We start from the raw sequence: 24301 nt of genomic DNA, 5'->3' as shown, positions 1-24301 counted from the left end.
GACCATCGCAATGAGGGTCGGCGTGTATTGTCCGGCTTTCGCCGCTGGCTGTCATGTCCGGCGTGGCGCCGAGCGCGCGGATGCCTGATGTCAGGGCCTGATCAGCAGGCCGGCGGCGAGCCACTGCACCAGCAGGTTGATCGCCACGCCCGGGGCTTGCTCTGCCCCCACCTGCGGCGTCAGCAGTTCACCGAGCCGGCCGAAGCTCAGGCCCTCGTCTCCGGCCGCGAGGATGGCGCCGAGAGCCAGGTCTTCCAGCGGCTCGAGAGAGCGATAGTGCACCTCGGGCGCGCCAGCGGTGGGCTGGCGCCAGACGATCCAGGGCGTGGGCGTGTCGGATTCGACCGGCGCGCGTGGCGGCTCATCGTTGTCGATGGCCTTCCAGATGGTCGGCGTATCGAAGTGGAACGAGAAGCGCTTGAGGGACGGATGCGCTGCCAGGGGTAGCTCGGGCCACTCATCAGGGGGCAGCGTCTGCAGGGCCTCGACACTCAGCGGGGCGCTGTCCACCACATCCAGCGCCAGCCCCAATGCCCACTCGAAGGCGGCCATCTCGGTGACCAGGGAGCGCTCGGGTTCGCGCGTCGCGACGAAGGCCGGGAAATGCTGGCCGGCCCAGCGAATCGAATAATGACTCGGCGGGTGGGCCGCAAGGTAGTCACGACACAGCAGCCCGAAGGCGTCATCGCCGATCAGGGTGTGCACGGCCTCGAAATCCCCGCCGAAGACCTCGAACAGCCGCAGCCGATAGGCCATCGCGTAGATGTCGAGGCGCTCCTCGGCGCTGGCAAGCTGATCACTGATGACGGCCTCGGCCGCCGCGCTGCGGGTGTCAGGGCTCGGCGTCGCGAGGTAGGCGCCCGTGGTCTCCTGCAGTTGCATCAGGGCGCTGCGATCAGCACCGCCTGCGGGGCTCGCTTGCGTCATGCGCGCAGCCCTCCGTGGTCTGGCGTCTGATTCGCGCGCGCGGCATCCGCCAGCGGACGACCACTGCGGCGGCGCAGCTCGGCGTACTCCTGCATCAATTCCGACCAGGGCGGGAAGTTGTCGTCACGCTCGATCATGGTGGCGACATCGCCGAAGCGCTCCCGCGCGGCGTCATACAGCGACCACACGGCGTCCGGGACGGGCTGGTCATGGGTGTCGATGCACAGCTCGCCGCCGGAGACTTCCTGCCGGACATGCCCGGCCAGATGGTGCTGCCAGACGCGCTCTGCCGGCATGGCGTCCAGATAGGTCAGCGGGTCGAAGCCATGATTGTGGCTCGAGACGATGACGTTGTTCAGGTCGAGCAGGATCAGGCAGTCGGCGCGGCGGCTGACCTCGGCCAGAAACTCCCATTCGCTCATCTCGTCAGGGCGCCAGGTCAGATAGCTGGAGACATTTTCCAGCAATAACTGACGGCCGAGCGCGTTCTGGACCTGATCGATGCGTTCGGCCAGATGGTCGATGGTGGCATCGGTATAGGGCAGCGGCAGCAGGTCGTGGAACTGATGCGCGCCGGTGCGCGTCCAGCACAGGTGATCGGAGACCCACAGCGGTTCGATGCGCTCACACAAGGCGCGCAGCTCGCGCAGGTAACGGCTGTCGATGGGATGGCTGCCACCGATGGACAGCGAGACGCCATGCAAGGCGATGGGGTAGTGCTCGCGGACTCGCTCGAGGTGATGAAGTGGCTTGCCACCGGCACTCAGACCACCGGAGTCGCTGGCGCCGTGGCCCATGTAGTTCTCGCTGATGGCCTCGAACCAGTCGATGTCCGGCAGCGTCGTCAGAATCTCGTGGTAGTACTCGGGGCGCAGGCCCAGCCCCTGACCAATGCCGGCGCTGGCGGGCGTGGGCAGGCGAGAGGTGACAGCTGTCGTCATGCGTGAGTCCTCTTCTGAGCTAAGGCAGAGGGTGCGGAAAAGGGCGAGGCAGATGGCGAGTCAGGAGGGCTGAAAGACACCCGCCAGGGTTCCCGGACAGAAACAGAGCCAGAACCAGAGCTAGAGCCAGAATCAGTAACGGGAGGACGGTGTGCCGTCCTCCCGTCGGGAATTCGCCAGATGCGCCTGCCTCAGCAGGCGCATCTGATGCCTGAGGATCAACCCTCGACGACAGTACCACCTTCGCCGACACAGGATTCAGCGCTGGCAGTGTACGACCAGCCCTGGCCCTTGCAGGCGTTGTGGCCCTTGCAGGCGCTGTTGGCAGTCGCACATTCGGAGGTGCCCTTGCAGGAGTTGATGCCGGAGCACTTCACGGCATTGTCACCGGCGTGCACCGGCAACGAGGTCAGGGCGGCCGTGGAGAACAGTGCGGCGGCAGCGGCGGCGAAGGTGGCAGCAGTAACGGTCTTCTTCATGGTCATGATGGCTTCCTATCGGGCAGGGCCCGTATTTTTTGAATTATGGATCAGGAACATCGTGGCACCCGCTTGCGTCAGACAGCTCGTCTAGACGGGTCATGAAGTCATACGCCGCCAAAACAAGATTGGATGCGGAAGAGACAAAAAAATCTGACATCATTGTTCACTATGCTTGGAAGTGCAGCCTTGCCGAATTCGTGAGCCTGCTTATGGTAGGCTTTCGCAATCATGTATTTGATTGCCGATATCCCTTCCTCTTGCTGGAGCTCCCCATGCCGGACCTTCTTCGACGCCTATGGCGCATACCGCGCTGGCGCTGGAGCATCGTGCTCGTTCTACTGTTGGGGGGCTGCAGTGCCGTCGCGATGCATCAGCTCGATGAGCGTTTCGGCCCCGCGTCACCGCGTGAGCGGGTGGTGTCACACGACAGTCTTGCCGGGCGTCAGTGGGAGGATGAGGTCAAACCGGTGATCGAGACGCGCTGCGTGGTCTGTCATGGCTGCTACGACGCTCCCTGTCAGCTCAAGATGTCATCGGCCGCCGGGATCGATCGCGGCATGAATCCGGCGCCGGTCTACGATGGAACGCGCTTGCTGGCGGCCAATCTGACGCGCATGTTCGAGGACGCGGACACCACCGAGCAGTGGCGCAACATGGACTTCTCGCCGGTGCTCAATGAGCGCTTCGACTCTCCGGCCGCCAATCTGGAGGGCAGTGTGCTGTTCCGTGCGCTCAGCCAGAAGCGCAAGGCGCCGCTGCCGGTGACGGAAGATGGCCTGCTGCCGGAAGACCGCTTCGACCTGTCGCTCAATCGCAGTCAGGTGTGTGCCCCCGTCGAGGGCTACGACAAGTTCACCGAAGACCATCCTGACTGGGGCATGCCCTACGCCCTGCCACAGGTCAGCGATGAAGAGCACCGCACGCTGGTGAACTGGCTGGCCAAGGGTGGCGCGATGACGGGCCCGGCACCGCTGCCCCAGGCGCTGATGCCGCATATCGAGCAGGCCGAGCGCTTCTTCAATGGCGACAGCCTCAAGCAGCGCCTGATGAATCGCTATATCTACGAGCATCTCTTCCTGAGCCATGTGTATTTCCCGGACATCAAGGGCGCGGATGGACGGCCGATCTTCTTCAAACTGGTGCGTTCCAGCACCCCGCCGGGCGAGCCGATCAATCGCATCTCCACGCGCCGCCCCTACGATGCCCCCTATGCCTCCTACACCGCCGATGAGCGCGCGAGCATGCCTCATGATGAGGCCAGGCGCCCGCGGGTCTATTACCGTCTGTGGCAGGAGCGCGCGACGATCCTGGCCAAGAATCATCTGCCCTATGCGCTCAATGATGCTCGCTTCAAGCGCTGGCAGGCGCTGTTCCTGACACCGGATTACCCGGTGGATTACCTGCCGGATTACGACCTCAAGACGGCCTCGAATCCTTTCCTGACCTTCGAGGCCATTCCGGCCGAGTCACGCTATCGCTTCATGCTGGATGAGTCGCAGAACACCATCATGGGCTTCATCAAGGGGCCGGTCTGTCGCGGGCAGGTCGCGGTGGATGTGATCAATGATCACTTCTGGGTCGGTTTCACTGACCCGAAGATGTTCAGCCACCCGGAAGTGGAACGCACCCTGGCCGAGGAAGGAAAGAATCTCAGCCTGCCCGCCGAGCAGAGCAGCAATGCGTTGCCGATCAGCTCCTGGGTCAAGTTCGAGAGCAAGCAGACCGCCTATCTCAAGGCCAAGCAGCGCCTGATGTCCCAGGCCTATCTCGATGGCGATCTGCGCCTGGATGAGCGAGTGCTGTGGGACGGCAGCGGCTGGGCTGAGGGCCCCGGCCAGGGGCGCAACCCCAACGCGGCCCTGACCATCTATCGCCACTTCGACAATGCGGCGGTGATGAAGGGGCTGGTCGGTGGCGTGCCCAAGACGGGCTGGATCATCGATTACCCGATGCTGGAGCGCATCCACTACCTGCTGGTCGCCGGCTTCGATGTCTATGGCAATCTCGGCCATCAGCTGGTCACCCGTCTGTACATGGACTTCCTGCGCATGGAAGGCGAGAACAACCTGCTGGTGCTGTTGCCGGCAGGCGAGCGCCAGGCGGTGCACGACAGCTGGTATCGCGACGTCAGCCCCGGCCTTGGCGAGCTGCTGTTCAAGAAGCCGCCGCAGTTCGATGCGCCCAGTGGCATCGTCTGGACACCGCAGGAGCTGTCATCACCGGACCAGGCGCGCCTTGGGCTGATGCGGCGCATGCAGGAGCGCCTCGCGCCAGAACTCGGCCATGAGCGCAGCCTGAGCAATGTCGAGGACGAGCACGTGCGACATGAGCTGCAGGCCCTCGCTGCGGTGCAGGGAGTCTCGGCCAGCCTGATGCCTGAGGTGACGATCGTCGCGCTGGAGGATGGCACTGATGACTCGCCGCGCCTTTACAGCGTGCTGCGCAATTCCGCCCACGCCAACATCACCAGCCTGTTCGATGAGGAGAAAAATCGCCGTCCTGAGGAAGACACTCTCGATGTCTTGCGGGGCGTGGCGGGCGATTACCCGAATGCCTTCTGGCGTCTGACGCCTGACACCCTGACGGGGCTGGCAGAGCGGGTGGCGGCACTCGAGACCGAAGAGGACTATCGCGCCCTGCAGGCCGATATCGGGGTGCGCCGGACTGATCCGCGCTTCTGGGAGTTCTCCGACAGCGTGCTGCGCACCAACTATGCTGATCGCCCTGTCGAAGCGGGCCTGCTGGACTATAACCGCCTCGAGAACCGCTGATCGCCAGCGAAGGCCGAGACAAGGCCTATTGTCATGACTGTCTGGGCTGCCAAGACTGTCAGGGTTGTCAGGACTGTCATGACGACTGGCCTGACAGAAAGAAGAAGCCCGCCACGCAAATTGCGTGGCGGGCTTCTGTCTTGTGTGGTGCCGACATGGCGCCCTGGCGGCGGATCAGCGCAGTATCGCTCAGCGTGATGTGCTGTCAGCAGGCGTCATCAGCGACCGCCCTGACACTCGCCTTCGGCCAGTTCGATCAGGCCATCCAGATGCAGGATATGCACCTCGCGGGCACGAATGTCGACCAGCCCCTGGGTCTGGAAGCGGGTCAGGATACGGCTGATGGTTTCGACGGCCAGCCCCAGATAGTTGCCGATATCGGCGCGTGCCATCGAGAGGCGGAAGCTGTACGGCGAATAGCCACGACGACGGAAGCGCTGTGACAGGTTGACCAGGAAGCTCGCCAGCCGCTCATCGGCTGTCTTGCGCGACAGCAGCATCATCATGCGGCGATCTTCGTGCAACTCCTTGCTCAGGCTCTTGAACAGCTGGGTTCTCAGCTCCGGCATCTGCTCCGAGAGCGCATTGAGGCGGTCGAAGGGAATCTCGCAGACGGTGGTGGTCTCCAGCGCCACCGCGGTGCCGGGATAGCAATTGCTGTCGATGGCATCCAGCCCGGCCAGCTCGCTGGGCAGGTAGAAGCCGGTCAGCTGCTCCATGCCGCTGTTTTCATTGGTGATCTGCTTGAGACTTCCGGAGCGCACCGTGAAGACGCAATCGAAGGCATCGCCCTGGGTGAAGAGCACTTCCCCTTTTCTGAGTGGCGCGCGACGGCGGATGATGGCGTCAAACTGGTCGATATCTTCCATGTTCAGTGCCAGTGGCAGGCACAGTGAACTCAGCGAACAGGTCTGGCAGCGGGCTTCATGGGCGCGCAAGCGGTGTGATGCCTGTGCATTGGCCGTCATGGTGACTCTCCTGAGGAATGTCACCGCTACCCCTGGGGCAGGGCAGCGGAGGGGTCTTTCGGGCGCAACGAATGGTGGGGCGGGGCCTTGTCGCCCGCCGCTACCCTGCTCAGCCGATGTGATTCGAGCGGCCAGAGTCTGAGCGCTCATCGGCTAATGCAGTGCAATTTCGTGGCGCCATAATATTAGATTTTATTAATTCATTATCCTGCCCAACCCATGGGCGTTGCAAGGTGTGTGAACTTTAGGCCTGGTTGGCCCTGCGTGACCATACCGCGACGACCTGCCTCAGCCAGCTGCGCCGAGCAGCAGGATCAGTGCGGCGGCCAGCGTCGCCAGTGCCAGTATGCCCCAGGCACGTGGCGCTGGTGTGTCAGGCTGACGTACGCCATTGATGCGATGTTCTTGCATGGGGCCATCGCCTTCGCGCTCGTCGCTGTCAGCACTTGCAGCGCGCGAAAGGCTGCCCAGTGCCAGCATGGCGAACAGCACCAGGCTGCCCAGCGTGAGGGCCAGCACCCAGAGATTCCAGAACAAGGGGAGTCCAGTTGTCTCCAGCAGATTCATGTCGTGTCTCCTGAGCGGTGTCCTGTCATGGGCCACGGCTGGCGATGTCGCTCGCGGGGGCGGCCTGCTGCAGGTAGGCGAGCAGAGCCGTGATTTCGGCAGTGCCACGCACGTCATTGGGGGCGGCGAGAATTTCGTCTTCCGCGTAGGGTACGCCCAAGCCTTGCAGGGCTCGCATGCGGGCCGCGATGCCTTCGCCGCTCAACGCCCGCTCGAACAGCCACGGGTAGGCGGGCATCGCTGAGTCCGGCACCTGACTGCGCGGGTCATTCAGATGCAGACGCTGCCAGGCATCGTCATGCTGCGCAGGCAGCTGGCTCAAATCCGTCCCCCAGCGCTCGACGCCCCACAGCGAAGGGCGGTCGTAGTAGCGCTCCCGGGCGATCGTCGCATCGCCGTGGCGCGCCGTATCGCCCGGTAGATCGCGCACCATGCGTGTGTGGCATTGCTGACAGCCCTCGCGTTGGTAGATGCGCTGGCCCTCCAGCGCCAGGGCGCTCAGCGGTTTGAGGTCTTCGGGTGCGCTGGCGAGACTGGGGTGAGCCCCGAGCGGCACCAGCTGGGCGAGGGCGCCGAGGCTCATGGTGAGCAGGCATAGTGCCGTCATCAGGCCGGCGTGACGTTCGAGCAGGACATGTCTCATGCGTAGTGCCCTCCCGAGGATGTGGCAGGGGGCGTAGTAGAGGGCGTGGCAGACTCTGATGATGCCTTGTGCGAGCCGGAGCTCAGGCGCTGGCGCTCGTGAGCGGCTTGGCGTTCGCTCTTTTGATCAGCCAGGGTGCGCGTCACGTTGAGGAGCATCAGCAGCAAGCCGAGCGCCCAGCAGGCGAGCCCGCCCAGCGAGATCATCATCGGCATGCGGGCCGCTTCCAGCACCTCGCTCAAGGTGTATAGCGGCCTGCCGTCATCTGCCAGCACATGCCACATGCTGCCTTGAAGCAGCGTGGTCGCCCAGCTGGCGGCAACGCACAGCAGGGTGCCGATGATGACCAGCAGGGCATGGGTCTTGAGCAGCGCGAGGGAGCGCATCGGGGGCAGCAGGTGATAGGCCATCACGATGGCGACTGTCGCGACCACCCCCAGGCTTGCTGCCGGCGACAGACTGTTGGCGGCACTGAAGGTCAGGGCATTGAGTGTCGGCAATGACAGCAGGCTGTATTCAAGAACCGCAAGGGCGAAGCTGACCAGAGCTGCCGCCAGCAGGCAGTTAAGCGGATCCCGGCGCAATGAGTGCCAATCCTCCTTGAGTGTCATCAGGCCATTGAGGCTGAGTGCCAGCCCCGGCGCCAGCAGCAGGATTCCCATCGCCATGCCCAGCGTCTGGCTCCAGGCCGGCAGGGCGCTCGCGAACAGCAGCGGAGCACCTCCCCATGTCACCAGCAGCACCAGCATCCAGAAGCTGGTGGTGGCCAGCCGATGCGAGTAGAGCGGCAGCCGCGAGCGGCTCGTCACCATGTGATGGAGCAAGGCAATGAGGCCGAATGCGAACATGCCACCGGGGAGTGGCCCTGCCTGCCAGCGCTGAACCAGTGCCTCGAGGCTGCCCGTGAAGAGCGGTATCGATTCCAGCAGGCCGATCGGCACGCTGAGCGAGATCAGCACATGCTGTATCAACACCAGCATCAGACCGGCGATGAAGTACCAGCAGGCCACCGGCAGGCGGCGCAGCGTGCGCTGTTCCAGCACCGTGAAGAAGACCCACGCCACGGCCAGCCAGACGAGGGTCATCAGGAGATCGACGAGCCAGGGCGCTTCGGCCATGTATTGGCCCGAGGAGTAGCCCGCGACAATCGCCAGTGCGCCGAGCGCGACCACGGCCTGCCAGCCGAGGAAGGTGAAATGCATCAGCTTGAGCGTGAAGGGAGTCAGTGCGATATCCGCTATCGCCGTCTCGGCGTCCGTGCGTGATTCGCGTTGCAGGACACTGTGCATGGCGATGGAGTAGCCGCCGGCGATCACTGCCGAGCCGCCCAGACCGTAGAGCAGCAGGTGATGTTGCAAGGGCGCGAGGCGGCCGTAGCTCAGCCAGGCCACTTCCGGCCCCAGCGAGGGCCATAGCCAGATGAGGTTGAGCCATACGGCCAGACAGAGGCTGAGCAGGCCCCAGATGACGGCCATGCGAGCGAAATCATGGCTTGCGTGATGATGATGGTTCACGCGGGGATGGCAGGCCGAAGCCTCAAGAGCTGTACGCATATCACGACCTCGTCGGCAGTGGGCGAAAGCGCAGTGCTGGTGGTGACGGTGCTGGAAGCGGCGCTGCGGGAGCAGCCAGGTCATCGACGCCCCTGTCAGGGCGGCAGGGCTGGCGCTGACCGATATCACGCGCGACCATGACCGACTGACAGGCCATCCCTCGCGCTGGAATGCAGCGTTTACCCCTCATCGGTTCCAGCGTTGTCTGGCGCGAGCCGTACGAGATCAACAGGAGAATTTCGCTTGCCCGCCGTCACTTCATCATCGGACGAAGATGCCAATGCGTCCAATACGGCTGAGGTTCCCAGCCCTTACGCCGAGGAAGGCTTTCGTGTCGCCAGCCTGGCCGATGTCGCCTCGGAGCTTGCTGCTCGCCAGACCATGTCCCACGACGCGCTGGCCGCGCGAGGGCCGTGGCGAGGCTGGTTGGCGGAACTGGGCCCGCTTGAGATCCATGGACGACCGGGGCGTGCCCTGCTGTTGCATGCGCATGGTGCCGGCGCCGGGCGTGAGACCGACTTCCATCAACAGTTCGCTGCCGCCTGCCTGACGCATGACATGGCGTGGCTGGCATTCGATTTCGGCTATCTCGTCAGGATGCGCTGCGAAAGCCGCCGCCGACCGCCGCCCCGGCTGCCCGGGCTGATCGAGGAGATGGCGCGCTGGTGTCAGGCGCTGATGGCGTGTGTGGCGGCCGTCGACTCCTTGCGATCGTTGCCCTGGCTGGTCGGCGGCAAGTCGATGGGCAGTCGTGTGGCCTCCCATCTGCTGGTGGAGTTGACCCGGGCGGCGCATGCGCGGTTGCCGGACGGGTGGTACGCGCTGGGCTATCCGTTTCATCCCACGGGCAAGCCCGACAAGTTGCGTATCGACCATCTGCCGGATATCCCGATGGCCGGTTTAATCTGTCAGGGCAGCCGCGATCCCTTCGGAACTCGCGAGGAAGTGACGGCATATCCGTTGCCGGAAAGCCTTACATTGCATTGGCTGAATGATGGCGAACATGATTTCAAGCCACGAAAAGCGAGTGGCGAGACACGTGAAGGACTGATTTCGCGTGCGGCGCAGGCCTTGGCCAATCACCCGGCGCTGGGCGGAAAACGGCAGTGAATCGTTACCATGCGAGGGGCATTACCCTGGCCTTCGACGGCGACAACGGCATGTCAGAATGATGACGCAACGCTGATGTTTACTGGCCTTCAGGCGAGATGCAGCGGGAAAGTCCTGTCTTATCAATACTCTGTCGCGGGCGATTGCTGAAATTGCGCGTAAAAAAAGTATTGACTCATGGGCCGGATTCCGTAGAATGCAGCGCCAACGAGACAGGGGTGGTTAGCTCAGTTGGTAGAGCACCAGCCTTACAAGCTGGGGGTCACTGGTTCGAACCCAGTACCACCCACCATTTGAAAAAAGTCATTGCTTTTCAAAGCGTTACTTGATTAAATGGCCTGGTTCGTTAGCAGAAGCAAGCGATTGTCGTGGACCGGTAGTTCAGTTGGTTAGAATGCCGGCCTGTCACGCCGGAGGTCGCGGGTTCGAGTCCCGTCCGGTCCGCCATTCTCGTTTGTCATGCGCCCGATGTTGAGTTGTTCTGAAGTGGACCGGTAGTTCAGTTGGTTAGAATGCCGGCCTGTCACGCCGGAGGTCGCGGGTTCGAGTCCCGTCCGGTCCGCCATCAGAATCGCGAGATATCACCGCTGCTTGCAGCAAAGATCGTTTGTGTTGGGTGATTAGCTCAGTTGGTTAGAGCACAAGCTTCACATGCTTGGGGTCACTGGTTCGAATCCAGTATCACCCACCAATGCGGACCGGTAGTTCAGTTGGTTAGAATGCCGGCCTGTCACGCCGGAGGTCGCGGGTTCGAGTCCCGTCCGGTCCGCCATTCGATCTCATAGAATTCGTGAAACCCGAGCTTTCAAGCTCGGGTTTTTGCGTTTCTGGCTGTCGGAAAGTCTTCAGTACTGATCCAGCCCCACTTGTCTCCCTGTCCTTGCCTCTTGCTTCTTTCCTCTTTCCTTTTCTTTGATCTGATCATGTTCCGGTCTTGTCGGCCTTCCCGGTGCATATCGCGGCACTTCGCTCTTTCCCGCTGATGGGTGTCCTGCGCGGTTGCTCACCTCTCTGATGTCATCACTGATGTCATTCGCAATGTGGCCTTTGGGAGTATTGAGCCCATGGCGCGATGCTCTACACTGGGATCACTCGTTTCATACGACCGTTTGCCATCTGTCATCAGTCGTTGATGTCCTGACAACCTGTTGCTGATGACCATGACTGAGTGAGTGTTGCTGATGAGAGTGGCAGCGGCGCGATATAACAATGATTGTCCGAGGTGCTCGAGACAGCCAAGGAGAGACCGCAATGACTGCCTATCCGAATATCTTCCGTCCGCTGACGTTGGGCCACATCACGCTCAAGAACCGTGTGCTGATGGGCTCTATGCACACGGGGCTTGAGGAGACTCCCGATGGCTTCGCGCGCCTGGCGGCGTTCTATCGTGAGCGTGCACGCCATGGGGTGGCGCTGATCGTCACGGGCGGTATCGCGCCGAACGCGGAAGGGGCTGTCATGCAGGGGGCTGCGAAGCTGACCACCCCGGAGGAGGCGGAGCACCATCGCGAGGTCACCGAGGCGGTGCACGCCGAGGATGGGCGCATCTGTCTGCAGATTCTGCATGCAGGGCGTTATGCCTACTCGCCGGATCAGGTCGCGCCCTCGGCGATTCAGGCGCCGATCAACCCCTTTACGCCACGCGCGCTGAGCACGTCAGAGGTCAAGGAGCAGATCGCCGACTACGTGCGCTGCGCCAGTCTGGCCCGCGAGGCCGGCTATGACGGCGTCGAGGTGATGGGCTCGGAAGGCTATTTCATCAACCAGTTCATCTGTCGGCGCACCAATCAGCGCGAGGATGAGTACGGTGGCAGCTTCGAGAATCGCATCCGCCTGGCGGTGGAGATCGTCGCCGGTATCCGCGCCGCGCTGGGTGAGGACTTTCTGATCATCTATCGCCTCTCGATGCTGGACCTGGTCGATGAGGGCAGCACCTGGGAGGAAGTGGTCGCGCTCGGCAAGGCCATCGAGGCGGCAGGGGCGAGCCTGATCAATACCGGCATCGGCTGGCATGAGGCGCGTGTGCCGACCATTGTCACCAGCGTGCCGCGCGCTGTCTTCACGGGGCTGACCCAGCGCATGAAGCAGGAACTCAGCCTGCCTCTGATCACCACCAACCGCATCAACATGCCCGAGGTTGCCGAGTCGGTGCTGGCCGAGGGCCATGCCGACATGGTGTCGATGGCGCGGCCGTTCCTGGCGGACCCGCAATGGGTCAGCAAGGCCAGGGCGGACGATGCTGCCATCATCAATACCTGCATCGCCTGCAACCAGGCGTGTCTCGATCACACCTTCCAGATGAAGCTGACCTCGTGCCTGGTCAATCCGCGTGCCTGCCATGAAACCGAGATGGTGATCGAGCCTGCGCGACATGAGCGCCGCGTGGCGGTGGTGGGCGCTGGGCCGGCGGGACTGTCTGCCGCCGTGACGGCGGCAGAGCGTGGTCATGACGTGGTGCTGTTCGAGGCGCAGTCCGAGGTAGGTGGCCAGTTCAATTTCGCGCGTCGCATTCCCGGCAAGGAAGAGTTCGACGAGACACTGCGTTACTTCAACGAGAAGCTGGTGCGTTGTGGGGTCGAGGTGCGCCTCAATACTCGCGCCACCGCCGAGATACTGGCGGAATTCGATGCCGTGATTCTGGCCTCGGGGGTGAAGGCGCGGACGCCGGATATCGAGGGTGTCGAAGCCGGTATCGAGCGGGGGCAGGTGCTCAGCTATGCCGAGGCGATCAGTGCGCCGGAGCGGGTCGGGCGTCGCGTGGCGTTGATCGGGGCTGGCGGGATCGGCTTCGATGTCGCGGAGCTGATGACTCACGTCGAGCCGTCGCCCTCGCTGGATGGTGAGCTGTGGTGCGAGGAGTGGGGGGTGGATCTCTCGGTCAGCACGCCTGGCGGCCTCAAGGCACCCGTGGTGCCGCAGGCGCCTCGTGAGGTGTGGCTGCTGCAGCGCAAGACCTCCAAGCCCGGCAAGGGGCTGGGCAAGACCACTGGCTGGGTGCATCGCGCGACCCTCAAGCAGCGTGGCGTCAAGATGGTTGCCGGCTGTGAGTATCGCTCGATCGACAGTGAAGGCCTGACCGTCAGCCTCAATGGCGAAGAGCAGCATCTGGCGCTGGACAGCATCGTGCTGTGCGCCGGGCAGGATTCGGTGCTGGAGCTGAAGGCGCCTCTGGAGGCGGCGGGGGTGGAGCTGCATATCATCGGTGGCGCCGACAAGGCGGCAGAGCTGGATGCCAAGCGCGCGATCGCGCAGGGCACCATGGCGGCCGCTGCCCTTTGAGTTGACCGCGATCACGCATGGGGATATTCAGCGTTGAGCTGAGCCTGACCACTGCCTAGACTGATGGAAGCCACCGCGGACGCCGTGCCTTTGTTGCATGTGCCTCCGTGGTGGCTTTGTCGTCTTCAGAGTTTGCCTCGGGCGCCGCGCCAGCGGCTCGATGCGCTCTGATCTCTGCCTTGCCGCCACGATGGGATCTGCTCATGTCACCGCACGCTGCCGCCTCACGCCATGCCACCGCTGAGGCTCTGATGCCGGACACCGAGGACAGTCCTTTGCCGCCTCACAGGGAGGATGCTCGGACTTCATCATCGCTGGCCGCCTCCCCGCCGGTAGCCGAGACACTGGACAGCCTGCTGGATCTCTTCACGCCGCCAGCGGTCGAGCGCCTGGCGTGGCCGCTGGCCGATGAGGCCGGTGTGATCGTCGAGTGCCTGCGCGCCGACACGCTGGACAGCGAGATTTCCGGCAACAAGGCCTGGAAGTTGCGCCTGCCGCTGGCCAGGGCGTTGAGCGAGAAGCGGGGCATCATCAGCTGTGGGGGTGGTTGGTCGAACCATCTGCATGCGCTGGCGGCGGCGGGTGCCAGATTGGGCATCGAGACGCATGGCCTGGTGCGCGGGCATCCTGAAGCGCCGCTGACGCCCACGCTCGCCGATGCGCGCGACAATGGCATGCGCTTGAGTTTCGTCTCGCGAGCCGGGTACCGGCAGCGCGACCAGCCTGATTTTGCCAGGCGCCATGGCGAGGGAGTGTGGATTCCCGAGGGTGGCGGTTGCGTGGAGGGCGTCGCCGGGCTGGCGCCGTTGGCCCAGGCGCTGGCCGAGCCGGTGCCGGGCGAACCTGCGCCGCAGCTGGTGCTGCTGGCCTGTGGCAGCGGCACGACGCTTGCCGGGGTGCTGAGTGCGCTGGGCGAGCGCGATGGGCTGCGGGTCATCGGGGTGCCGACCATGAATCATGGCGACCAGCTCTATCATCGTGTGCGTCGCCTGCTGGCGGAGAGTGGCGGCAGCCAGCAGAAGACGCCGGAGTGGGGCCTGTGGCTGGGGGCGCAGGCCGGCGGCTTTGCCAAGGCGCCTGACTGGTTGATCCAGTTCATTCGGCGCTTCGAGGCCGAGACCGGCGTTGCGGTGGAGCCGGTCTACACCGCCAAGCTGTTCGCGGCGCTGGCGCATCATCTGGCCAATGGTCTGATCGCACGCGGTACGCGCATTCGCGTGCTGCACAGCGGGGGCTTGCAGGGGCGGCGAGGTTATCCGGCGTTGCAGGCCATCTGAGGGTGCTGGCGAGGCGAGTGTCATCTGGCTCGTCTCCTCTCGCGAGGCGCCCTCCGGTGGCTTGCGTGCAGCCTTCACCTGCCACTGGCGGCGGCGTGCAGCGCTGTTATGATGGAGTTTCTGCAGCGGCTCCTGGCATCCGGGAGCCGTGTCTGTTTCACCGGACAGGGTGATCCCCTGTCCCGCTCTGGAAATCCCCATGACGACTGACGCCATTGCCCCGACCCCCGCTGCGACCTCTGCTGCCGATGAAGCGTGCACTTCACGCTTTCTGGCCAGTGACAACACGTCCGGTATCTGTCCCGAGGCGATGGCGTACATGATGCAGGCCAATCGTGATGACGATCTCGCCTACGGCAATGACCGCTGGACACAGCAGGTCACCGACAGCTTCCGTCAGCTGTTCGAGACCGAGTGCGAGGTGTTCTTCGTCTTCAATGGCACCGCCGCCAACTCCCTGTCGCTGGCCCACCTGTGCCAGTCCTATCACAGCGTCATCTGCCACGAACTGGCCCATATCGAGACCGATGAATGCGGCGGGCCGGAGTTCTTCTCCAACGGTTCCAAGTTGCTCAACGCGCCGGGCCCCAACGGCAAGCTGACGCCGGAAGGCATCGAGCAGCTGGTCACCAAGCGCAGCGATATCCACTATCCGCGTCCGCGCGTGATCTCCCTGACCCAGTGCACCGAGGTCGGCACCGTCTACAGCCTGGAAGAGCTGCAGGCGATTCGTGAAGTGGCGGACCGTCATGATCTGCAGATCCATATGGATGGCGCCCGTTTCGCCAATGCCTGCGCCGCGCTGAATGTCTCACCGGCCGAGCTGACCTGGAAGGCGGGTGTGGACGTGCTGTGCTTCTCCGGCACCAAGAATGGTCTGGCCATGGGGGAGGCGGTGATCTTCTTCGATCGCAAGCTGGCACGCGATTTCGATTACCGCTGCAAGCAGGCCGGTCAGCTGGCCTCCAAGATGCGCTTCATCGCGGCGCCCTGGATGGGGCTGCTGGAAAATGATGTCTGGCTGAACAATGCCCGCCATGCGAACGGCATGGCGCAGTATCTGGCTGAGCGTCTCGAGGCGCTGGAGGGCATCGAGCTGCTGTTCCCCAGCGAGGCCAACAGCGTGTTCGCCAGCTTCCCCGAGCATGTGCTGGCGGCGCTGCGTGAGCGTGGCTGGACCTTCTATACCTTCATCGGTGCGGGTGGCGCGCGCTTCGTCTGCTCCTGGAATACCACCACCGAGTTGCTCGACGCCTTGCTCAAGGATATTCGCGACGTGCTGTGAGTCTCTTGATTCAGGCAGTCCCCAAGGCGTGAGCGCCTCCCTCGAGATCCCCATCGCCCCGGCGGTGGGGATTTTTTTGTGGCCTGTTGTCCGATCTTGTCAACGTCATGCGTGATTGAGGAAAGAGTCTGATCAGGTTGGTAGCCACTTCGTCGCCAGTCGTTGTTTTCATGGTCTTTGTGGCGAATCAGGAGGCTTTATGAAGCGTGGCGGGGGTGGTCGGGAGTGAAGTGTGGGCGCGGCCATTCTTGCTCGCCTGGTTGGTATGCAGTGCCGTCTGGCGTGAGAGTGACTGGCGTCAACCGTCAGTCTGTTCCTATGCTCAAGGTGTGCTGCGGTGCAACATGACATGAGTGAATCACCCGCGACAGCAGAAGCATTGGTCGAGTTTTCGCGTCTTTCGAAGCTTTCTTCAACGCGTTGTCAGGGACGTTCAGGCGCCATCGTAGTGTCTGCTGACCCACTGGCTGCCGTAGATCCTGCGGTGCTTGGCAGAACTGGCTCCGCCGGCGGAAAGTTCGTTGAATGCATTCATTCACTGTATTGGACACCAGCACCCTATATCGACCTATGCTGATAAACACGCCGAGGCAGTCGTCCTGCGTACGCTATCCAGGCTGAGCGGACGAACGAATTTTGCGGTCTTACCTGAGTGGGCCCGGCGATGGTCCCAGCGACTGATGTCGCGACAAGGAGGCTTCCATGAGCATCTTCGATCACGTGCAGAGCCGCTACGAGCGGATTCAGCAAGAAGAGATGAGTCTCCAGGAGTACCTGGAGTTGTGCCGGCAGGATACTACTGCCTACGCCAGCGCTGCCGAGCGCATGCTGGCGGCCATCGGTGAACCGGAGGTCATCGATACCGCCAAGGACCCCAGTCTTTCCCGTATCTTTTCCAACAAGCTGATCCGCCGTTATCCAAGCTTTGCCGAGTTCTATGGCATGGAAGAGGCTATCGAGCAGATCGTTTCCTACTTCCGGCATGCGGCGCAGGGACTGGAGGAGCGCAAGCAGATCCTGTATCTGCTCGGCCCGGTGGGCGGCGGCAAGTCGTCTCTGGCGGAGCGTCTCAAGCTGCTGATGGAGCAGATTCCCTTCTATGCCATCAAGGGCTCGCCGGTCTTCGAGTCTCCTTTGGGGCTGTTCTCGCCGGAGGAAGATGGCGAGCTGATCGAGAAGGAGTACGGCATTCCCCAGCGCTGCATGCGCAGTGCCATGTCGCCGTGGGCCGCCAAACGCCTCAAGGAATATGGCGGTGATATCAGCAAGTTCCGCGTGGTCAAACTCTACCCCTCGCGCCTTAATCAGATCGGTATCTCCAAGACCGAGCCGGGCGATGACAACAACCAGGACATTTCCGCGCTGGTCGGCAAGGTCGATATCCGTCAGCTGGAGCTCTATGCCCAGGATGACCCGGATGCCTACAGCTTCTCCGGCGGGCTGTGCAAGGCCAACCAGGGGTTGATGGAATTCGTCGAGATGTTCAAGGCGCCGATCAAGGTGCTGCACCCGCTGCTGACCGCGACTCAGGAGGGCAATTACAACCCGACGGAAGGCATGGGCGCGATTCCCTTCGATGGCGTGGTGCTGGCGCACTCCAACGAAAGCGAGTGGCAGGCATTCCGCAACAATCGCAACAACGAGGCCTTCCTCGATCGCGTCTATATCGTCAAGGTGCCTTACTGCCTGCGCGCCTCCGAGGAGGTCAAGATCTACGCCAAGCTGCTGGAGCATTCGTCGCTGAATCAGGCGCCCTGTGCTCCGGATACGCTGCGCATGCTGTCCCAGTTCATCGTGCTGTCGCGTCTGCGTGAGCCGGAGAATTCCAGCGTCTACTCGAAGATGCGCATCTATGACGGCGAGAACCTCAAGGATACCGATCCGCGCGCCAAGTCGATCCAGGAATACCGCGACAGCGCCGGTGTCGACGAGGGGATGGATGGGCTCTCGACACGCTTTGCCTTCAAGATTCTCTCCAAGGTCTTCAACTTCGATGCCAGTGAGGTCGCGGCCAATCCGGTCCATCTGCTCTACGTGCTGGAGCAGCGCCTCGATCAGGAGCAGCTGCCCAAGGAAACCCATGAGCGCTACCTGCGCTATATCAAGGAATATCTGGCGCCCCGCTACGTCGACTTCATCGGCAAGGAGATCCAGACCGCCTATCTCGAGTCCTATTCCGAGTATGGGCAGAACATCTTCGATCGCTATGTGACCTATGCCGACTTCTGGATTCAGGAGCAGGAGTATCGCGATCCCGAGACCGGCGAACTGCTGGACCGTCAGTCACTCAACGAGGAGCTGGAGAAGATCGAGAAGCCCGCGGGCATCTCCAACCCGAAGGATTTCCGTCACGAGGTGGTCAACTTCGTGCTGCGCGCACGGGCGCAGAACAACGGTACCAACCCGAGCTGGCAGTCCTACGAGAAGCTGCGTGCGGTGATCGAGAAGAAGATGTTCGCCAATACCGAAGAGCTGCTGCCGGTCATCTCCTTCAATGCCAAGGCCTCGGCATCCGACCAGCGCAAGCACGAGGACTTCGTGGCGCGCATGGTGGATCGCGGCTACACCGAGAAGCAGGTGCGCCTGTTGTCTGAATGGTACCTGCGCGTACGCAAGTCGCAGTAAGCCCTGCCGACTGACGACAGGCCTGCCGGCGGGCACGATTGCCGCCGGCACTTGCCATCCGGCCATCCGCTGAGGGCGGGGCCGGCAAGGAGGGCGAATGAGTTATTTCATTGATCGACGCAGCAATGCACGCAACAAGAGTGCAGTGAATCGACAGCGCTTCATTCGGCGCTATCGCAGTCATATCAAACGGGCGGTGGAGGATGCCGTCAATCGGCGCTCCATCACCGACATGGAGCGCGGCGAGGAAGTGTCCATTCCGACGCGTGACATTTCCGAGCCGGTCTTCCAGCACGGGCAGGGCGGCAAGCGGCGTGTGATCAATCCCGGCAACAAGGAATTTGTCGAAGGGGACCGCATGCGCCGTCCCAGCGGCGGTGGTGGGGGAGGCGGCAGTGGCGAGGGTCAGGCCTCCAACCAGGGCGAGGGGGAAGATGACTTTGCCTTCACCCTCTCGCGTGAGGAATTTCTCGAGTTCGTCTTCGACGGGCTGGAACTGCCGCATCTGGAGCGCAAGCAGATCGCGGACATGGAAGAGGTGCGCCCGGTGCGCGCGGGGATCGCGCGTGACGGCACACCGGCACGTATCAATATCGTGCGCTCGATGCGTTCAGCACAGGCGCGGCGCATCGCGATGCGTTCCCCGATCAAGCGGGCGCTGAAGGAGGCTGTCGAAGCGCTGGAGCAGGAGGAGCGCAAGGACCCGGTGCTGCGCAACAAGGTGCGCATCAGTGAGCTCAAGGCGGAAATCGAGCGGCTCGAGGCGCGCCTCAAGGCGGTGCCGTTCCTCGATACCTATGATCTGCGCTACAACCACCTCATCAATCAGCCGATGCCGTCCAACAAGGCGGTGATGTTCTGCGTGATGGATGTCTCGGGGTCGATGACCCAGGCGCACAAGGACATCGGCAAGCGTTTCTTCCTGTTGCTGTATCTGTTTCTGGAGCGCAACTACGAGAAGGTCGAGCTGGTCTTCATTCGTCACCACACCGCTGCCAAGGAAGTCGACGAGGAGGAGTTCTTCTACTCCCGCGAGACCGGCGGCACCATCGTGTCCAGTGCCCTCACGCTGCTCGATGAGGTGATCGAATCGCGCTATCCGGCCGGTGAGTGGAATCTCTACGTGGCACAGGCCTCGGATGGCGACAACTGGGACGACGATTCCACCAACTGTCGCGAACTGATGATCAAGAAGCTGATGCCGCGCCTGCAGTACTACGCCTATGTGGAGATCACGCCGCATGCCCATCAGGCGCTATGGGAGGAGTACGAGCGGGTCGAGGCGGAATTTCCGGAACGCTTTGCCATGCAGCAGATCGTCGAGGCAGGCGATATCTACCCGGTGTTCCGCGAGCTGTTCAAGCGCCGCATCAGCGCCTGATCACATCATGCGACGTGCCCGGCAGTCGCGCCGGGCCAGGAGGCCTCATGAGTCATGGTCTTGATGGCGGTCTTGATGACCGAATGAGCAAGCGCATCGATAGCCGGCTGGAAGACACCCAGCCGGCCAGCGGGTCGGATTGGACCTTCGAATTGCTCGAGCATTTCGAAAGCGAGATCGCGCGCATCGCCGCGCAGTACAAGCTGGATATCTACCCCAACCAGATCGAGGTGATCACGTCCGAGCAGATGATGGATGCCTACGCCAGCATCGGCATGCCGGTCGGCTACCATCACTGGTCGTTCGGCAAGCAGTTCCTGTCAGTGGAGCAGGCATATCGGCGAGGGCAGATGGGGCTGGCTTACGAGCTGGTGATCAATTCCGACCCGTGCATCGCCTATCTGATGGAAGAGAACACCCTGATGATGCAGATCCTGGTCATGGCGCATGCCTGCTATGGCCACAACAGCTTCTTCAAGGGCAATTATCTGTTCCGCACCTGGACGGATGCCTCGGCGATCATCGACTACCTCGTCTTCGCGCGGAAATACGTGTCCGAATGCGAGGAGCGTCATGGCGTGGACGCCGTCGAGCAGCTGCTCGATGCCTGCCATGCGCTGCAGAACTATGGCGTGGATCGCTACAAGCGTCCTTCGGCCATCTCGCCGGAAGAGGAGGTCCAGCGTCAGCAGGAGCGTGAGGCCTACCTGCAGGCCCAGGTGAATGCGCTGTGGACCACGATTCCCCAGGCGGGCGAAGAGGATGAGGTGATCGATGAGGTCAATGACCCCCTCGGTCTGCATCGCCGCGGCCGCTATCCGCCGGAGCCGCAGGAGAACCTGCTCTATTTCATCGAGAAGAATGCCCCGTTGCTGGAGCCCTGGCAGCGCGAGCTGGTGCGTATCGTGCGCAAGCTGGCGCAGTATTTCTATCCGCAGCGCCAGACGCAGGTGATGAACGAGGGCTGGGCGTGTTTCTGGCACTACACCATCATGAATCAGCTCTACGATGAGGGGTTGATCGGCGAGGGCGTGATCCTCGAGTTCCTGCAGTCGCATACCTCGGTGGTGCAGCAGCCCGGCTTCGATCACCCGCATTACAACGGCATCAATCCCTATGCACTGGGCTTCGCGATGTTCACTGATATCAAGCGTATCTGTGAACACCCCGATGATGAGGATCGTGAGTGGTTCCCGGATATCGCCGGCAGCGACTGGCTGGAAACGGTGCACTTCGCGATGCGCAACTTCAAGGATGAGTCCTTCATCCAGCAATTCCTGTCGCCCAAGGTGATCCGGGATCTCAAGCTGTTCTCACTGGTCGATGACGACAGCGATGAGCATCTCGTCATCGACGCCATTCACGACAGTCGTGGTTACAAGCGCATTCGTGAGGCGCTGTGCGTGCAGTACGCGCTGAGCCACCGTGAGCCGAATATCCAGGTGTGGGCCGCCAACATTCGCGGTGATCGCTCGCTGACCCTGCGCCATGTGCAGGATGATCGCCGCCCGCTGGCGCGCAGCGTCTATCCCGTGATGCGCTATCTGCATCAGCTGTGGGGCTTCCCTGTCCATCTGGAGTCGATGGAGAACGATGAGGTGGCAAGGCGCTACCAGTGGCCACTGCCGGAGGACGCCAATCCCGGCTGACAGGGCTTCAGGTGACGCTCATGGCGGATCGGGGGGGGGCGAGAGGATGCCAGCCCTGACCGGCGCGCAATCGCCAAAAGGCAGGCATGAAAAAACCGCCGTGAGGACACCCTCGCGGCGGTTTTCTTGTCTCAATCGGCTGTCGTGCTCATGCTCTCAGCCAGAGGGTTCCGGTTGCGCACCTCAGGCCGGGCGCTTGGTCCAGGACTGACACCAGCCCTTCGGCTCGACGCTATGGCTTGGGAAAAGCTGGCAGCCTTCGTTCTCGGGCTTGTAGAACATGCAGTTGGCGCAGTCCGAACCCGGCTTGAAGGCGGGGTGGTCCTTGGCTTCACTGGCGACTTCCACGTAGTTGAGCGCCTTGGCTTGCGGGTTGGAGGTATCCAGTCGCGGCAGGTCGGCGGCAAGGGCGCGGGGTGAGAGTATGGCGGCACCCAGCGGCAGGGCAGCGAGCCCCAGCAGGCTATTGCGCATGAAGTTACGGCGGCTCTGATTGGCCATGTTCGGATTCCTTCTCATCAATGGAGCACAACCGTCGGGATGTGCTGCGGTCACGGCTCGCCTGTCAGGAGGCGCTTGTATGTCAGTCGTTGCGATGTCGCGGGTGCCACCGGCGCCTTGATGGGCACTCTGTATGGCATTGCTGACCGCTTGCTGGCATTCATGGATGCAGGTGGCATGCCAGATGCTGAACATGTGGTCAGGTTCTGCGCCATCAGTGTTCGGGCAGATTTGTCAGGAGGTCTCTGCTCGCCGATGGTGCATCAAGCGGATGCTGCCTGCTTATTGTGGCTTGAGTTGGGGCAACCGTCAGCCTCGCTGGCAGAACTCTGGCATGATGGAATCGACGCAGGAACGTGAATGGCGTCGCTGTGGCCCGCGAGCCCTGGCGAAATGATGAATGCATGCCTTGCCGAGGTAACTGCAACGACAAGAAGGAAATGGCGGGATGCTGGATGTGATGGACGATATTCGCTCGGCCGGCCGCAAGTTGTGGCGAGGCTTCGGGGTCAGCGTGGTGTTTGCACTGGTAGGGGGTGGGCTCTGGTGGTGGCAGGAGCGCGACTACCAGCAGTTCTACGTCTGGCAGGGCGTGCCGCAGGCGCGTGCACTGGACTGGAAGACGCTGGCGCGCGGCTTGCGCAGCGATGCCTATCTGGTGGGCTGGTCTGATCTGCGCGCCAACCCGTTATGGGTGACATGGCGGCTCGAGAATACTCAAGGGTCGCGGCTGGGGGAGCGTCCTGACGAGTTCGAGCGCGACTGGCGCTCTCTATGGCCCGTCACGCCGGATAGCTATCGCAACAGTGGCTACGACCGTGGGCACCTGGCGCCCAACTACGCCATCGGCAAGATCTACGGCGTCAAGGCGCAGCATCAGACCTTTCGCATGACGAATATCTCGCCACAGACACCCGCGCTCAACCGCAAGCTCTGGCAACGGCTGGAAGCCGCCATCATGGACAACATCCTACCGCGCGAAGGCGCGCTGTGGATCACGGCAGGACCGGTCTTCAGCGGCAGTATCGAGCGGCTGCCCAATCTGATCGAGATTCCCGATGCCTTCTACAAGATCATCATCTCGCCCAGCTCGGGTCGGCAGGCACCGCGCGCGCTGGCCTTTCTCTTTCCGCAGCAGGTGAGGGGAGATGAGCCGCTGGATCGTTTTCTGGTCAGCATCGATCGCATCGAGTCTCTGACAGGGCTGGACTTCTTCCACGAGCTCCCCGATGACGTCGAGCAGCGCCTCGAGGCGCAAGTCGTGCGCGATGGCTGGCAGGTCGACAGTTTCAGTCGTACGCCATCACGTTACTGAGCTATAGCCAAGGCCCGACTGACAGGAACGTACTGAAGGAGTTCGGCGGACAGGAGCCGACGGAAAAAGGAGTGCAGCTGAAAAGAGTTATCCACAATGCCAAGCGTAGTAATGGGTGTGGACAAGTTGCACATGAGGAGGGAGATGTTTCTTCGAGACATGCGAAAGACAACGCATGGCGCTGTGGGTCTGAGCAAAACAAGAGGGTAAGTCAGTCAGGATATTGCGAGAGGGAGTATCGCGATGTGAGCAGCAGGCGCTGCGAGGATGCATCGGATATCAACTTGATGGTGCCCAGAAGAGGACTTGAACCTCCACGTCCATACGGACACTAGCACCTGAAGCTAGCGCGTCTACCAATTCCGCCATCTGGGCATCAAGTTGTGTGCTGAAGTCTCAAGAGCTGAGTCTTGCAGCTGAACGAGCATGAAATCCTTGGTAGTGGATGCCATGTTCCCTGTTCGAGTGCGTATCGTGGTGCCCAGAAGAGGACTTGAACCTCCACATCCTTACGGATACTAGCACCTGAAGCTAGCGCGTCTACCAATTCCGCCATCTGGGCGAAGCGCGATACAGGGGTCGTTCGTTGTGAGTCTGACGTCCGTGGTGCCCAGGAGAGGACTTGAACCTCCACATCCTTACGGATACTAGCACCTGAAGCTAGCGCGTCTACCAATTCCGCCACCTGGGCAGACATCAGAACTCGTTTCGGTCCGCAGACCCGGATCAGCAGTCAAGTTGTTGAAACTTAAATGCTTTACCCGTTTTCTGGTATCCATCTTAACGTGTGTCACGCCAACATGAAACCTGAAATTGGTGCCCAGAAGAGGACTTGAACCTCCACGTCCATACGGACACTAGCACCTGAAGCTAGCGCGTCTACCAATTCCGCCATCTGGGCAAGTGGTGCCGAATAATACGGATGTACTGCGGGAATGCAAGCTTTTTCTTTCATGTCCTGCTGAGCGAGCCGCAGAAAGCCTCTCTCGCTTCATGAGGACGGACAGGGGGCAGACAGAGGGCAGAG

At 62.1% G+C, this 24301-nt stretch carries 18 protein-coding genes and 9 tRNA genes; 15 read left to right on the top strand and 12 right to left on the bottom strand.

Annotation, left to right across the window (positions count from 1 at the left end; translation table 11 throughout):
* Positions 1-90: 90 nt before the first annotated feature.
* The 3 genes from ACJJV2_RS15640 to ACJJV2_RS15630 all read right to left on the bottom strand — a co-directional run bounded on the left by ACJJV2_RS15640 (position 91) and on the right by ACJJV2_RS15630 (position 2353).
* Entirely contained in the window at positions 91-927 is an 837-nt protein-coding gene (locus ACJJV2_RS15640; protein WP_405282105.1) for a putative DNA-binding domain-containing protein, read from the bottom strand.
* Entirely contained in the window at positions 924-1868 is a 945-nt protein-coding gene (locus tag ACJJV2_RS15635) for a DUF692 domain-containing protein (RefSeq protein WP_405282103.1), read from the bottom strand. The genes ACJJV2_RS15640 and ACJJV2_RS15635 overlap by 4 nt, the downstream gene beginning before the upstream one ends.
* Before the next feature lie 218 nt (positions 1869-2086).
* Positions 2087-2353: a hypothetical protein gene (locus tag ACJJV2_RS15630; RefSeq protein ID WP_197738697.1), complete on the bottom strand. Its 267-nt coding sequence runs from the start codon at positions 2351-2353 to the stop codon at positions 2087-2089.
* A 269-nt stretch (positions 2354-2622) separates the two neighbouring features.
* On the opposite strand from ACJJV2_RS15630, the gene ACJJV2_RS15625 reads away from it, so the two are divergent.
* Positions 2623-5121 (top strand): fatty acid cis/trans isomerase, encoded by a 2499-nt coding sequence (locus ACJJV2_RS15625; protein ID WP_405282101.1) that lies wholly within the window; start codon positions 2623-2625, stop codon positions 5119-5121.
* Positions 5122-5339: 218 nt separating this feature from the next.
* Here the strand turns inward: ACJJV2_RS15625 and fnr are convergent, their stop codons facing one another.
* The 4 genes from fnr to ACJJV2_RS15605 form a co-directional block, all read right to left on the bottom strand.
* Complete coding sequence (gene fnr, locus ACJJV2_RS15620) at positions 5340-6089, bottom strand: fumarate/nitrate reduction transcriptional regulator Fnr (protein WP_043333190.1); 750 nt, start codon at positions 6087-6089, stop codon at positions 5340-5342.
* Positions 6090-6377: 288 nt separating this feature from the next.
* Positions 6378-6656 carry a hypothetical protein gene (locus ACJJV2_RS15615; protein WP_192838652.1) on the bottom strand — a complete coding sequence of 93 codons (279 nt, stop codon included), beginning with the start codon at positions 6654-6656 and terminating at the stop codon, positions 6378-6380.
* 25 nt (positions 6657-6681) lie between these two features.
* Positions 6682-7299 (bottom strand): cbb3-type cytochrome c oxidase subunit II, encoded by a 618-nt coding sequence (locus ACJJV2_RS15610; RefSeq protein WP_405282099.1) that lies wholly within the window; start codon positions 7297-7299, stop codon positions 6682-6684.
* Positions 7296-8774: a cbb3-type cytochrome c oxidase subunit I gene (locus tag ACJJV2_RS15605; RefSeq protein WP_405282097.1), complete on the bottom strand. Its 1479-nt coding sequence runs from the start codon at positions 8772-8774 to the stop codon at positions 7296-7298. The genes ACJJV2_RS15610 and ACJJV2_RS15605 overlap by 4 nt, the downstream gene beginning before the upstream one ends.
* Before the next feature lie 321 nt (positions 8775-9095).
* Between ACJJV2_RS15605 and ACJJV2_RS15600 the strand changes: the two genes are divergently transcribed.
* The 12 genes from ACJJV2_RS15600 to ACJJV2_RS15545 all read left to right on the top strand — a co-directional run bounded on the left by ACJJV2_RS15600 (position 9096) and on the right by ACJJV2_RS15545 (position 21458).
* Positions 9096-9962, top strand: a complete 867-nt coding sequence (locus ACJJV2_RS15600) for an alpha/beta family hydrolase (RefSeq protein WP_405282095.1) — start codon at positions 9096-9098, stop codon at positions 9960-9962.
* 216 nt (positions 9963-10178) lie between these two features.
* Positions 10179-10254 (top strand) — tRNA-Val (locus ACJJV2_RS15595).
* A gap of 78 nt (positions 10255-10332) precedes the next feature.
* Positions 10333-10409: transfer RNA gene (locus tag ACJJV2_RS15590), tRNA-Asp, on the top strand.
* Between the two features lie 41 nt (positions 10410-10450).
* Positions 10451-10527: transfer RNA gene (locus ACJJV2_RS15585), tRNA-Asp, on the top strand.
* A 49-nt stretch (positions 10528-10576) separates the two neighbouring features.
* Positions 10577-10653, top strand: a tRNA-Val gene (locus ACJJV2_RS15580).
* A gap of 4 nt (positions 10654-10657) precedes the next feature.
* Positions 10658-10734, top strand: a tRNA-Asp gene (locus ACJJV2_RS15575).
* A gap of 479 nt (positions 10735-11213) precedes the next feature.
* Positions 11214-13241 carry an FAD-dependent oxidoreductase gene (locus ACJJV2_RS15570; protein ID WP_405282093.1) on the top strand — a complete coding sequence of 676 codons (2028 nt, stop codon included), beginning with the start codon at positions 11214-11216 and terminating at the stop codon, positions 13239-13241.
* 203 nt (positions 13242-13444) lie between these two features.
* Complete coding sequence (locus tag ACJJV2_RS15565; RefSeq protein ID WP_405282092.1) at positions 13445-14518, top strand: 1-aminocyclopropane-1-carboxylate deaminase/D-cysteine desulfhydrase; 1074 nt, start codon at positions 13445-13447, stop codon at positions 14516-14518.
* 199 nt (positions 14519-14717) lie between these two features.
* On the top strand, positions 14718-15803 hold the full coding sequence (locus ACJJV2_RS15560; RefSeq protein WP_405282090.1) for a threonine aldolase family protein: 1086 nt from the start codon (positions 14718-14720) through the stop codon (positions 15801-15803).
* A gap of 702 nt (positions 15804-16505) precedes the next feature.
* Complete coding sequence (locus ACJJV2_RS15555; RefSeq protein WP_043334761.1) at positions 16506-18428, top strand: PrkA family serine protein kinase; 1923 nt, start codon at positions 16506-16508, stop codon at positions 18426-18428.
* A 97-nt stretch (positions 18429-18525) separates the two neighbouring features.
* Complete coding sequence (locus ACJJV2_RS15550; protein ID WP_043334759.1) at positions 18526-19809, top strand: YeaH/YhbH family protein; 1284 nt, start codon at positions 18526-18528, stop codon at positions 19807-19809.
* Positions 19810-19892: 83 nt separating this feature from the next.
* Positions 19893-21458: a SpoVR family protein gene (locus tag ACJJV2_RS15545; RefSeq protein ID WP_052384722.1), complete on the top strand. Its 1566-nt coding sequence runs from the start codon at positions 19893-19895 to the stop codon at positions 21456-21458.
* Between the two features lie 183 nt (positions 21459-21641).
* On the opposite strand, the gene ACJJV2_RS15540 is transcribed toward ACJJV2_RS15545, so the two are convergent.
* Positions 21642-21959 (bottom strand): high-potential iron-sulfur protein, encoded by a 318-nt coding sequence (locus ACJJV2_RS15540; RefSeq protein ID WP_043334757.1) that lies wholly within the window; start codon positions 21957-21959, stop codon positions 21642-21644.
* 75 nt (positions 21960-22034) lie between these two features.
* On the opposite strand from ACJJV2_RS15540, the gene ACJJV2_RS15535 reads away from it, so the two are divergent.
* On the top strand, positions 22035-22319 hold the full coding sequence (locus tag ACJJV2_RS15535) for a hypothetical protein (RefSeq protein WP_405282088.1): 285 nt from the start codon (positions 22035-22037) through the stop codon (positions 22317-22319).
* A gap of 88 nt (positions 22320-22407) precedes the next feature.
* A complete protein-coding gene (locus tag ACJJV2_RS15530; RefSeq protein WP_405282086.1) occupies positions 22408-23274 on the top strand; it encodes a DNA/RNA non-specific endonuclease in 867 nt (288 codons plus the stop codon).
* 288 nt (positions 23275-23562) lie between these two features.
* On the opposite strand, the gene ACJJV2_RS15525 is transcribed toward ACJJV2_RS15530, so the two are convergent.
* The 4 genes from ACJJV2_RS15525 to ACJJV2_RS15510 all read right to left on the bottom strand — a co-directional run bounded on the left by ACJJV2_RS15525 (position 23563) and on the right by ACJJV2_RS15510 (position 24175).
* A tRNA-Leu gene (locus tag ACJJV2_RS15525) sits at positions 23563-23649 on the bottom strand.
* 100 nt (positions 23650-23749) lie between these two features.
* Positions 23750-23836 (bottom strand) — tRNA-Leu (locus ACJJV2_RS15520).
* 42 nt (positions 23837-23878) lie between these two features.
* Positions 23879-23965, bottom strand: a tRNA-Leu gene (locus ACJJV2_RS15515).
* Between the two features lie 123 nt (positions 23966-24088).
* Positions 24089-24175 (bottom strand) — tRNA-Leu (locus tag ACJJV2_RS15510).
* Between the last annotated feature and the right edge of the window lie 126 nt (positions 24176-24301).

Source organism: Cobetia sp. Ld8 (assembly GCF_045066615.1).
Lineage (GTDB): Bacteria > Pseudomonadota > Gammaproteobacteria > Pseudomonadales > Halomonadaceae > Cobetia > Cobetia amphilecti.
The sequence above is the reverse complement of the archived record's forward strand: the minus strand, read 5'-3'. Positions and strand labels throughout refer to the sequence as shown.

What these genes read in the sequence shown, in the direction of transcription:
- ACJJV2_RS15550 (WP_043334759.1), top strand. Translation starts at nt 18,526, where the DNA reads ATGAGTTATTTCATTGATCGACGCAGCAATGCACGCAACAAGAGTGCA.
- ACJJV2_RS15560 (WP_405282090.1), top strand. Translation starts at nt 14,718, where the DNA reads ATGACGACTGACGCCATTGCCCCGACCCCCGCTGCGACCTCTGCTGCC.
- ACJJV2_RS15530 (WP_405282086.1), top strand. Translation starts at nt 22,408, where the DNA reads ATGCTGGATGTGATGGACGATATTCGCTCGGCCGGCCGCAAGTTGTGG.
- ACJJV2_RS15625 (WP_405282101.1), top strand. Translation starts at nt 2,623, where the DNA reads ATGCCGGACCTTCTTCGACGCCTATGGCGCATACCGCGCTGGCGCTGG.
- ACJJV2_RS15610 (WP_405282099.1), bottom strand. Translation starts at nt 7,299, where the DNA reads ATGAGACATGTCCTGCTCGAACGTCACGCCGGCCTGATGACGGCACTA.
- ACJJV2_RS15555 (WP_043334761.1), top strand. Translation starts at nt 16,506, where the DNA reads ATGAGCATCTTCGATCACGTGCAGAGCCGCTACGAGCGGATTCAGCAA.
- ACJJV2_RS15570 (WP_405282093.1), top strand. Translation starts at nt 11,214, where the DNA reads ATGACTGCCTATCCGAATATCTTCCGTCCGCTGACGTTGGGCCACATC.
- ACJJV2_RS15565 (WP_405282092.1), top strand. Translation starts at nt 13,445, where the DNA reads ATGTCACCGCACGCTGCCGCCTCACGCCATGCCACCGCTGAGGCTCTG.
- fnr (WP_043333190.1), bottom strand. Translation starts at nt 6,089, where the DNA reads ATGACGGCCAATGCACAGGCATCACACCGCTTGCGCGCCCATGAAGCC.
- ACJJV2_RS15635 (WP_405282103.1), bottom strand. Translation starts at nt 1,868, where the DNA reads ATGACGACAGCTGTCACCTCTCGCCTGCCCACGCCCGCCAGCGCCGGC.
- ACJJV2_RS15615 (WP_192838652.1), bottom strand. Translation starts at nt 6,656, where the DNA reads ATGAATCTGCTGGAGACAACTGGACTCCCCTTGTTCTGGAATCTCTGG.
- ACJJV2_RS15630 (WP_197738697.1), bottom strand. Translation starts at nt 2,353, where the DNA reads ATGACCATGAAGAAGACCGTTACTGCTGCCACCTTCGCCGCCGCTGCC.
- ACJJV2_RS15640 (WP_405282105.1), bottom strand. Translation starts at nt 927, where the DNA reads ATGACGCAAGCGAGCCCCGCAGGCGGTGCTGATCGCAGCGCCCTGATG.
- ACJJV2_RS15605 (WP_405282097.1), bottom strand. Translation starts at nt 8,774, where the DNA reads ATGGCCGTCATCTGGGGCCTGCTCAGCCTCTGTCTGGCCGTATGGCTC.
- ACJJV2_RS15545 (WP_052384722.1), top strand. Translation starts at nt 19,893, where the DNA reads ATGAGCAAGCGCATCGATAGCCGGCTGGAAGACACCCAGCCGGCCAGC.
- ACJJV2_RS15540 (WP_043334757.1), bottom strand. Translation starts at nt 21,959, where the DNA reads ATGGCCAATCAGAGCCGCCGTAACTTCATGCGCAATAGCCTGCTGGGG.